Origin of the sequence: Streptomyces turgidiscabies Car8 (assembly GCF_000331005.1) — a bacterium.
Classification (GTDB): Bacteria; Actinomycetota; Actinomycetes; order Streptomycetales; family Streptomycetaceae; genus Streptomyces; species Streptomyces turgidiscabies.
The window spans coordinates 1-8,943 of the sequence record NZ_AEJB01000358.1 but is presented as its reverse complement, the minus strand read 5'-3'; the positions used below and the strand labels follow the sequence as shown (position 1 = coordinate 8,943).

Sequence of the window (8,943 nt, the reverse complement as noted above, 5' to 3'; positions counted from 1 at the left end):
TGAGCGAGTGAGCGAGCGCCGCCGCGATCCGCTCGTGGCCGAGTGGGCTCGAGTGGAGGCGGTCCTGACTCCACAGGCGTGGATCCGTGGCCACCGGATAGAGGGTGACGTCGGCGACAACGACACCATGCCGGTGCGCCGCCGCGCGAACACGGTGGTTCAGCGCCTCAAGACGCGGCCGGAGCGGACGGGCCAGTGGAGTGACGCGCGCGATGTCGGGAAAGGTGAGCGTCGCCACGCGCGCCCCCTGGCCGGTGAGCGCGGCGAACATCGCCTCCAGATGCGCGGCCACCTCATCCGGATCGAAGCGGGGGCGCAGCATGTCGTTCACTCCGGCCACGACCGTCGCGAAGTCCGGCCGCAGCGCGAGCGCCGCGGGCAACTGCTCCGCGTGGACCTGCCCGGCCAGACGGCCCCGAACGGCGAGCCGCGTCATGTCCGGGGGCTCGTCCTGTTGGCGCCGGGCGGCAGGTGGGTTCTCCGTGCGGCGGCCGTACTCGTTGGCCTCGCCCCGAGGGCGGCTGGACGGCCGGTATGTGCCTTATCCAGTGAAGAAGTGGCTCAACTGCTCGGTGGAGGCAGTGATCTCGACCGTGCCGTCCGGACCGGCCTGGTGCTCGACGAGCGAGTCCCAAGCCATGCGGGCCAATTCCCGGGTCGCGGGGGGGGGGCAGGACCTGGCCGCGCAGCCGGACCAGGGCAAGGGTGTCGTAGAGCGGCTCGGCGAACGGGACGGTGCGGAGGTTCGCGGGCATGGCGGCGGAGAGGGTGGCGGCCCGGCACATCACGGAGCCGCCGAAACCCTCGCTGACCAGGACGAGCGCGCTGCTGACGTATTCCACCTCGACGACCGGCTCGATGTGCCGGCCCGCGAGCTGGGCCCGCTCGTCGAGCCGGCGTCGAGCCGGATCGGTGGTGGCGTGGTGGGCGTCGTACAGGACCAGCGGCACGCTGCAGAAGTCAACGATGGTGGGCGGGGTGTGCGCGTGCGGAGTCGGCGGTGACGTACAGGAGTTCATCGTGGGCCAGCTCCACGATGTCCAGGCCCTCGTCGGGGACGGGGAGGGTGACGAGACCTGCTTCGAGGCTGGTGGTTGTGCTGTATCGAGAGCGGTTTCCAGCCTCAAAGAATGGCACCGGCCACGCCGGTTCCGCGTTGTTGCCTCTCGGGAGCCGTCAGTGAAGAAGTAGGTCAAGCAGTCCGCCGGATCCGCGGTGGTCGGTCCCTCCAGCGAGTCCGTCCGTACGACGGTCGAGGCCGTGATCGCCGACATCCGTGCCCGCGGGGACGAGGCCGTACGCGAGTACTCGGAGAGGTTCGACCGGTTCTCGCCCGCCTCGCTCAGGCTGAGCCACGACGACATCGATGCGGCGATCGCCCGCGTACCGGAGCAGACCCTCGCCGACATCAGGACGGTCCAGGAGAACGTGCGGCGCTTCGCCGAACTCCAGCGCGCGTCATTGCGCGACTTCGAGGCGGGGGTGACACCCGGGGTGCCGCTGGGACAGAAGAACGTGCCTGTCGAGGCGGTCGGCGCCTACGTGCCCGGCGGCCGGTACCCGCTGCCGGCCTCGGCGCACATGACCGTCACGACGGCCAAGGTCGCCGGGGTGAGGCGGGTCGCCGCCCGCACTCCCGCCCCCGGCGAGAAGCTCCCGGACGCCTCGATCGCCGCCATGCACCTGGCAACGACGCACGCACATCGGGCTCGCTCGAGAGTAGGCCGAGCGAAAGGCGCCTGACTGGTGAGAGCCCAGGTCAGACGCCTTTTGATGCCTCTAGAAGAACCCCAGTCTCTTCGGCGAGTACGACACCAGGAGATTCTTCGGCTGCTGGTGGTACAGCGGAAGCAACTCGCTGACCGCGAACATGGCAGCTGTGGAGACCTTGCTGAGACCGCTGGGCCGGGAGTGGTCCGGATCTGGGGCAATCGCTCGTACCCCCGCCGGACGGTGGTACCGGCCGGCACTGCCCTGCACGCTGAAGCCCGCCCGCTGTGCTGCGAGTTCTCACACCCCGACCGGTGCATGCGAAGCTGCTCGGTGGACGAAGCCGGCGGCTAGCTCACGCCGGTTCCCTTTCGGCTCCGAGGTGGATGGCCGGCTCGGGCGAGCGCACGCGCCGGGCCGCCACCTCGAACAGCTCGTCGACACGACGTCGTTCTTCCGAGCTGGTGCCCGTGAGCGCGGAGACGACGAGGTAGACGATGAGATTGACGCCGAGAGCCACGATGCCGCTGGTGATGCTGCCGAGGGCTCTGATGTCGTCCGGGAAGATGACCGTGAGTACCAGGGCCGTCAGCGCGCCGGTGAGCATGCCCCACAACGCGCCGTGCTTGTTCCCGCCCCGCCAGAAGATTCCCAGGAAGAGAGGAACGCCGAGCTGGACGATGCCCTGGTAGGACACCTGGGCCAGGAGTTGGAGCCGGCTGTAGTCGAAGGCCAGGTACGCGACGAAGCCGGCCAGGGTCATGAAGACAATCATGCTTCCCTTGGCGACGCGGGTAAGTTGATGGTCCGTCAGCGGGCGGCGGGGCGAGTTGACCAGGTCGTTCGCGATCTGGAGTCCGCATACCTGCACGCTGCCGTCGATATGACCCATCGACGCGGCGAAGACCATCGTCAGACCCAGACCGAGCAGCCAAGTCCCGCCGTAGGACTGCATGATGGTGAACCACCCGGCCTGTGGGTTCGCCGCGACCTCCGGCATGTTCCACGCGGCGATGCTGAGCAGGGTCAGCAGCGTGTAGAAGCCGGCCGAGATCAGGACTGTTCGCACGGTGGCGGACTTGACCGCCCGGACGCTGGCGGCGGTGTAGATCCGCTGGAAGCTCATCGGCCAGCACAACGATCCGATCAAGCCGGTGAAGATGAGGCTGAAGAGGTACATCGGACCGTAGTGGTCACCGTCGCCGGGAACGCGCAGCATCCTCTCAGGTACGTGCCCCAACTGGGCGAAGCTGATGGGTCCGTCGCCAAGTCCGAGCAGAAGCGCGAAACACAGGACGCCGGCTAGGACGTAGGCGACGATCCCTTGGAACGCGTCGCTCAGGATGAGCCCGCGCATACCCATCTGCACGGTCCAGTACTGCCGGACGAGAATCACCGCCAGCCCGATCAGCAGGCACGTCGTCACCGACAGGGCGCCGCCGGTGGCGACGTGGAAGACCTCGCCGAGGGACTGCATCCCGAGCACGACCCAGGGAAAGACCGAGACGATCCCGATGACGCTGGCGACGACCTTCACGGCGCGCGAGTCGAACCGTACTCCGAGGAGATCCGGCTGGGAGCGCAGGTCGTACCGCGCGCCCCAGCGCCAGGCTCGCGTCGCCATGAAGTACATCGCCGCCACGCCGAGAATCGAGTACGCCAGGCCGTAGAACCCGAAAACCCCGAAGCCCGCGGAGAGTCCGAAGAACGCGATGAACGTCGCCCCGGGGAACCAGGAGTTGACGTAGGACATCGCGACGTACCACGGGCCGTACGAACGCCCGCCGACCGAATACTCCTCGAACGTGGGCTTGGTCGGTTGCTTCGTGATGTAGAGGATGGCTATGACGATGGCATAGAAGACGCCGAGCATCGAAAGAATGACGAGCATGTTAATCCACTTCCTCGACCGGTGTCGCCGGCGATGTGACCGCGGAATCAGCGCTGGTGTCGGGCCGACGGGCTTCGTCGAGTTCTCCTCGGACGTCCTCCACCCAGTAGAGAGCCCAGAGGGAAAGCCCGACCAGGACGGCGATGAGAATCCAGTACCAGATCGCCACCGGAAGACCCGCGATGACGACAGCGGAACCACTTGCCCACAGGTAGGCGGGCGGGAAACAGCCGAATACGAGAGCGAGCCCGTATATTCCGCCGAACGCGACGCGGATCTCGACCGCGGCACGCCGTTTGATGAACTCCTTCATTACTCTCCTTGGCACAGCAGAGACCGGACAACTCGTGAAGGCTTGTCGAGTGCAGGACTTATCGAGTGGAGTACTTACCGAGGGGAGTTCTTACCGAGGGTCGATCGGGGTGAATGACCCCAGGGCGCTCTCCAGCACCTCGCCGGCGTCCAGCAGCCGCCGGTCGTCGAAGCGCCTGCCGACCAACTGCACGCCGACCGGCAGACCCTTCGTCACGCCGGTCGGAACGGCCAGCGCGGGCACGCCGAGCAGCGGGAGCGCCATCATCGGCCACTGGATCTCCATGACGTGCCGCATGCTCTCCTGGCCGGCCACGTCCTGGTCCTGCGCCATCGCCTGCTCGGTGGACACCGGCAGCAGCAGGGTCGGGTACCGCTCCAGGAAGAGCTGCAACTGGCGGCCCAGGGTTCCCCGCCGGGCGTAACCGGCGATGAACGTCTCCAGCGACGGCGCCGCGCCCCACCATTCGGCCGCGTTCGCGAGCGTGTGCTCGGCCGAGGCGAGCATTCCGGCGTCACCGAACTTCCGGACCTGCGGCAGCTGCGTGGCGAACTCCTGCAGTACGAGGAGGTACCACAGCCGATACGCCTCGGCGAGCAGCGGGAGTTCGACCTCCTCCACCTCGAATCCGGCGGCCTCCAGCACGCGGGCCGCCTGGGTGAGTGCGGAGTCGACCTGCGGGGACGGGGGCACGACCCCGGGGTCACGGACGAGGCCGACCCGCTTGGCGTTCGGCGACGGCGGCGGCGTCGGGTCACCGGGGATCTGCCAGAAGCCACGTGGGTCCCACCCCTCGACGGCATCGAGCGCCAGCCGCGCGTCGGCCACACAGCGCACCAGGGTGCCCTCGACCGCCATGGTCTGCATCGCCAGTGTGTGCTCGGGCGTCCCGGTCGCCGACGTGAACGACGCGACCCTGCCCGGTGTCGGACGCAGGCCGACGAGCCCGGTCGCGTACGAGGGGTAGCGGATGGAGCCGCCCACGTCGTTTCCGTGCCCGATCGGCACCATCCCACTGGCGACCGCGGCCGCCGCGCCGCCGCTGGACCCACCCGGGGTGCGCTCGGCGTCCCACGGGTTGAGCGTCCGTCCGTGGAGGTCGTTGTTCGCGAACCAGCGGAATCCGAACGCGGGCGAGTTGCTCCTGCCGGTGAAGACGGCGCCGACTCGGCGGAGACCGGCCACGACCGGGGAGTCATCGGTCGCGATGTTGTCCGCCTGCGCGACGATGCCATCAGTGGTCGCATAGCCACGATGGTCGGTATTGATCTTGGTTGCGACGGGGACGCCCAGCAGCGGGGCGTCGTCGCCCGCCCGGATCGCGGTGTCCGCCCGGTCGGCGGCGGACAGGGATTCCTCCGGGCGGATGTCGACCAGCGCGTTGATCCGGGGGTTGACCTCGGCGATCCGGTCCAGGCAGCTCTGTGTCACCTCACGGGCCGAGATGTCACGGGAGGTGAGCGCGGTCCGCAGACGGGTCGCCGTCCAGGTCCACAGGGGTTTGTCGTCGGTCATGGGCACGTACGGCCTTCCAGAGGAGACGCCGGGGACGACCCACGCTAGGTACGACGCCTGCCACGGACGGTTCCGTCTGTGCCGCGAACTTGGCCGTCCGTGCCATCTCGACATGGCCGTCCGTTCCATCTCGCTGTATCCGATTCCGCGCGACCCGGCTATCATCCCGCCAGACCACCGTGGTCACCGTCGCCGTTTCGATCATCGAATCCACGGAAATCCGAATGCTGCGGTTGGCAGGCACACCGCAGCACCCGTGACAGGGCCAGGCACAATGGGTATTACCGTTCGTCACCTCCAGGACAGCAGCATCGTCTCGGGCTATCTGCCGTCCACCGATCCGGCCGACCAGTTCGACGACCAGGTCCTCATGTCCTGCCGGGGCGGGCAATTCACCGGCGACTTCTCGGCCTGGCGCACGGGCCGACTGCTCGGCTGTGACGTGGCCAACGACGCCGCGTCCACAGCCAAGCGGATCGTGCCCCACGACGGGAGGGGCACCTACATCGTCGGTGCGCTGCTGGAAGGCGAAGCCAGCTATGTCGGCTCCACGGGCTCGACGATTCTCACGCCGTCCTCCCTCATCGTGTATCCCGCCCAGGAATCGTTCTTCTTCTCCTATACGACGGCTTTCCACTACACGCTGATCGCCGTCACCGCCGAAGAGCTGAGGGTGCCCGAGAGTTCGTTGGCGCGGTTGGCCCAACAGATACAGGTGGAGGCGTCGCCGTTCAGTGCCGCATTGACGGCGTTCATGCGAGCGGGGAACTGCTCCGCCGTCGCGAGCCTGTCGGCACACGATCTGGCCGATGTCGGCGAATACGCCACGCAGATGGTGCGCCGGATTGTGGCGCGCTCGGACGAGAACCACTTCGGCCGGAGCGGCGACACCCGGCTGGCTCCGATCCTCGCCTGGATCGAGCAGAACCTCTCCGACCTCCGCCTCGGGCCGGAGCGGGTGGCCGAGGCCCACCATGTCTCACTGCGGCAGCTGCACCGGCTGTTCACGGGGACGGGAACCACCTGCAGCCAGTACATCCTGCGCCGCAGGCTGGAACGTATCCGCGAGGACATCCTGCGGTACGACCCCGACGCGTCGCTGACCACGATCGCCCTGCGTTGGGGCATCGACGACCCGTCCTACCTCTCGAAAGTGTTCCGCAAGCACTTCGGCACCAGCCCCCGTGAGGCCCGCCGTCGTCGTGCCTGAGAGGGCGGTACGAGAGGGCCTGGTCGGTGCGGACGCAGGTGCCCCGTCCCCCGGCGCCGGGCGGCCGAGGAGCGGGACGGGCGGGGCGGGATCAGGCGCCGAGCGCCGCGGCGATCAGGGAGCGTACGCCTGGTGTCCCCCTGTCCTTGGTAGATCCTGGCAGCCAGCAGGCCGGCGAACGCGCCGAACTCGGAGGTGACCCGGTTCTTGCCGACGCCGGCCTCGTTGTCCCGGACGAGGATCCGGGGGACGGCGCCCCGGACGGTCAGCAGCCGCCAGTGCCCGTCTGTCAGGTCGCCACTCCGGCGCGAGGGAGGCATTCTCGCGGCGATGACCCGTGAATAGCCGGACACCATCACCAAAACCGGCGGCCGTCCCGTCTGCCCATAGCCCAGCGGGAAGTCGGCCTCGGGAAACCACAGGTCACACTGAGCGGGCTCGCCCGGCTGATACGTCGTTCGCGAGACCGGGGCCACTGGCAGATAGGCCGGCCGCAGCTCACCCACCCGCTCTTTCAGGATGGTCAGCCCGCGCTGCCGGCCAATCCGCTCCGCTCCGCGATCACAGCGGCGGACGTCGTCGGCGTCTCCCTCAAACGCTCGCGGATCCGCACCTCGACAGCGTCCACCGCCGAGCCCTTCGCCGGACGCTCGTACTTCGGCGGCCGGTCATGCGCCGGCGCGCGTTTCACCGTGTTCTTCGAGATGCCCAGGTGCCGGGCGATCACCCGGATCGGCATCTGCTCGGCCCGGTGCAGCCGGCGGATCTCTGCCAAGTCCTCCACCTGGATCACCTCTTCTCCTGACCTTGAACACCGCGGCCCAGGGTCAGATGAAGATCACCAAGTGGGTCAGATCTGATACGCGGTGGGTTCGAGTGACGCTGAGACGGGGGAGAGCCGCCTCCGCGGCACGGTGCGGTGGATCGGGCCCGTGCCCTGGGACAAGGGCAGCCCCGAGCCCCCGCTGATGTGGGCGATGATCTCCGCGGTGATGGACACCGCCGTCTCCTCGGGGGTGCGCGCACCGAGGTCCAGGCCGATCGGGGAGCACAGCCGGGCCAGCTGTTCTTCGCTCACGCCTTCTTTCCGCAGCAGGCGCAGGCGTTCGTCGTGGGTTCGCCTGGATCCCATGGCGCCGATGTAGCCGACGGGCAGACTCAGGGCCAGACGCAGCAGGGGAACGTCGAACTTCGCGTCGTGAGTGAGGACGCACACGGCGGTACGGGTGTCCACCTCGGTGTGTTCCAGGTAGCGGTGGGGCCAGTCGGCCACGACCTCGTCCGCGTATGGAAAGCGTGCCGCGGTGGCGAAGACGGGCCGGGCGTCGCACACCGTGACCCGGTAGCCCACGAATGCCCCGGCCTGGCTGAGAGCGGCGGCGAAGTCCACGGCGCCGAAGACCAGCATGCGCGGGCGGGACGCGTGGACGTGCACGAGGACGGACAGCGGCTCTGGGCAGCCCTGTCCGGGCCCGCCGAGCGTGACGCGGGCGGTGCGCCCCGCGCGCAGCAGGGCAAGGCCCTCGTCCAGCACCACCGTGTCCAACGAGCCGTTGTCCAGTGTCCCGGTGATGACCTGGCCGTCCCCGAGAACGCTGAGTGTCGCGCCGAGGAGGCCGGTTGGCCCGTCCACGACCTGGGCGACGGCGACGGGCAGGCCCCGCACAACCTCGTCGAGGGCCGCGGCGATGTGCGGCTGCGCCGTGGGATCGACAACCTGGACGAGGACATCGAGTTCGCCGCCGCAGGTCAGGCCCACCGCGAAGGCGTCGTCGTCCGAATACCCGAACAGGGCACGGTGAGGGGTGCCTCCCTCGCGAAGCACTTGCCGGCACATGTCATAGACCGCGCCCTCGACGCAGCCGCCGGAGATGCTGCCGACCGCGTTGCCGTCCGCGTCCACCGCTACGGCTGTGCCGACGGGCAGGGGTGCGCTGCCGCGGACATCGACGACGGTGGCCAGGGCGAAGGGGCGTGCGTCGCGGCACCAGCGGAGCAGTGTCTGCGCGATGTTCAGCATTGGGCCTGTCTCCGTGGAGGTGAGGGGGTGGGCCTCCGCCCCTGCCTCGGGTGGTGACGCGGATCCAGGAGCGCCAACTGGCGGACCTGAGGGCTGAATCGGCCGCACTGTCCGTGGCCCCTCCCCCGCAACACGTGGCCTTCATCGCACAGGCCATCTCCGACCCACCGCGGCCCGAGTCTCAACTCGGCCGGTATTTCCGCAGGTTGACCGATCAGGCGCTCCGTCCGGACAACAACCAGGTCCTCCAGGCACTGGGCAGGGTCTTCGCGACAGACACCGCC

The 8,943-nt window shown here is 68.6% G+C and carries 8 protein-coding genes and 1 pseudogene; 2 read left to right on the top strand and 7 right to left on the bottom strand.

Annotated elements, in window-relative coordinates:
- Together STRTUCAR8_RS23880 and STRTUCAR8_RS55720 are read right to left on the bottom strand one after the other, a co-directional pair.
- Nucleotides 1-436, bottom strand: a 436-nt coding sequence (locus tag STRTUCAR8_RS23880; RefSeq protein ID WP_006378526.1) for an SGNH/GDSL hydrolase family protein, incomplete at its 3' end; no start/stop codon positions are given.
- 289 nt (nucleotides 437-725) lie between these two features.
- Nucleotides 726-1,019: pseudogene (locus STRTUCAR8_RS55720) on the bottom strand (LysR family transcriptional regulator); the annotation flags it as partial.
- A gap of 196 nt (nucleotides 1,020-1,215) precedes the next feature.
- Here STRTUCAR8_RS55720 and STRTUCAR8_RS23870 point away from each other — a divergent pair.
- The gene (locus STRTUCAR8_RS23870; protein ID WP_006378524.1) at nucleotides 1,216-1,743 is read left to right on the top strand and encodes a histidinol dehydrogenase; all 528 of its coding nucleotides are present in this window, start codon (nucleotides 1,216-1,218) and stop codon (nucleotides 1,741-1,743) included.
- A 322-nt stretch (nucleotides 1,744-2,065) separates the two neighbouring features.
- On the opposite strand, the gene STRTUCAR8_RS23865 is transcribed toward STRTUCAR8_RS23870, so the two are convergent.
- The 3 genes from STRTUCAR8_RS23865 to STRTUCAR8_RS23855 form a co-directional block, all read right to left on the bottom strand.
- Nucleotides 2,066-3,601: a sodium:solute symporter family protein gene (locus tag STRTUCAR8_RS23865; RefSeq protein WP_006378529.1), complete on the bottom strand. Its 1,536-nt coding sequence runs from the start codon at nucleotides 3,599-3,601 to the stop codon at nucleotides 2,066-2,068.
- A 1-nt stretch (nucleotide 3,602) separates the two neighbouring features.
- Nucleotides 3,603-3,914, bottom strand: coding sequence for a hypothetical protein (locus STRTUCAR8_RS23860; RefSeq protein ID WP_006378532.1), 312 nt, complete (start codon nucleotides 3,912-3,914; stop codon nucleotides 3,603-3,605).
- A gap of 90 nt (nucleotides 3,915-4,004) precedes the next feature.
- Nucleotides 4,005-5,429: an amidase gene (locus STRTUCAR8_RS23855; protein ID WP_044472757.1), complete on the bottom strand. Its 1,425-nt coding sequence runs from the start codon at nucleotides 5,427-5,429 to the stop codon at nucleotides 4,005-4,007.
- Between the two features lie 112 nt (nucleotides 5,430-5,541).
- Here STRTUCAR8_RS23855 and STRTUCAR8_RS48385 point away from each other — a divergent pair, with 112 nt between their 5' ends.
- On the top strand, nucleotides 5,542-6,639 hold the full coding sequence (locus STRTUCAR8_RS48385; protein ID WP_158697422.1) for a helix-turn-helix transcriptional regulator: 1,098 nt from the start codon (nucleotides 5,542-5,544) through the stop codon (nucleotides 6,637-6,639).
- 523 nt (nucleotides 6,640-7,162) lie between these two features.
- Here the strand turns inward: STRTUCAR8_RS48385 and STRTUCAR8_RS54410 are convergent.
- Entirely contained in the window at nucleotides 7,163-7,432 is a 270-nt protein-coding gene (locus tag STRTUCAR8_RS54410) for an IS21 family transposase (RefSeq protein ID WP_006378530.1), read from the bottom strand.
- A 57-nt stretch (nucleotides 7,433-7,489) separates the two neighbouring features.
- Nucleotides 7,490-8,659, bottom strand: coding sequence for an XdhC family protein (locus STRTUCAR8_RS23840; RefSeq protein ID WP_006378525.1), 1,170 nt, complete (start codon nucleotides 8,657-8,659; stop codon nucleotides 7,490-7,492).
- Nucleotides 8,660-8,943 lie beyond the last annotated feature (284 nt).